The organism is Bowmanella yangjiangensis (genome assembly GCF_017255015.1).
GTDB classification, from domain to species: Bacteria; Pseudomonadota; Gammaproteobacteria; order Enterobacterales; family Alteromonadaceae; genus Bowmanella; species Bowmanella yangjiangensis.
On sequence record NZ_JAFKCS010000287.1, the window covers coordinates 1 to 1,028 of the forward strand.

General features: G+C 52.8%; 1 protein-coding gene. It reads left to right on the forward strand.

Annotation, left to right across the window (positions count from 1 at the left end):
* The coding region (locus J0A65_RS24020; protein WP_463452327.1) for an ATP-binding protein at positions 1-1,028 on the forward strand (1,028 nt) is incomplete at both ends.

Genomic DNA, 1,028 nt, shown 5'->3' on the forward strand with positions numbered 1-1,028 from the left:
CCATCGAAAACTTTGACCCCATGGGTATTCACACCGGCGACTCCATCACTGTTGCACCAGCGCAGACGCTGACCGACAAAGAGTTCCAAATAATGCGTAATGCAGCCATGGCGGTATTGCGTGAAATCGGTGTGGAAACCGGCGGCTCCAACGTACAGTTTGGGGTTGACCCAGAAACTGGCCGTATGGTGATTATCGAGATGAACCCCAGGGTATCTCGCTCGTCTGCGCTGGCCTCCAAAGCAACAGGGTTCCCTATTGCCAAAGTGGCCGCCAAGCTGGCAGTGGGTTATACGCTCGATGAGCTGGCTAACGATATTACCGGCGGTCTGACCCCTGCCTCGTTCGAACCGGCTATCGACTATGTGGTGACTAAGATCCCACGTTTTAACTTCGAGAAATTCCCTGGCGCCAACGACCGTCTGACCACGCAGATGAAGTCGGTAGGTGAGGTAATGGCTATAGGCCGTAACCAGCAGGAGTCTTTACAAAAAGCCATTCGCGGTTTGGAAATCGGCTCACACGGTTTTGACTCTGTGGTTGACATTAACGACCCGGAAGCCAAAACCAAGATTATCCGCGAACTGCGCGAAGCCGGGGCCGAGCGTTTGTTCTACATTGCTGATGCCATGCGTATCGGTATGACGGTGGATGAAATATTCAGCCTGACTAACATCGATCCATGGTTCCTGGTACAGATTGAAGAGCTGGTGCAGCTTGAAATCGAGGTTACCGAGCGTGGCTTGTCAGGTATTGATGAAGAGCTGATGCGTAAGCTTAAACGTAAAGGCTTCTCTGATGCCCGCCTGGCAGCCCTGACCAACGTAGCGGAAGAAGACGTACGTGGTAACCGCCGTAAGATGGGCATTGTGCCGGTTTACAAACGGGTAGATACCTGTGCAGCCGAGTTCGCTACCAGCACTGCCTATATGTACTCCAGCTATGATGAAGAATGTGAAGCCAATCCATCCAGCCGCGACAAGATCATGGTATTGGGCGGTGGCCCTAACCGTATCGGTCAGGGTATC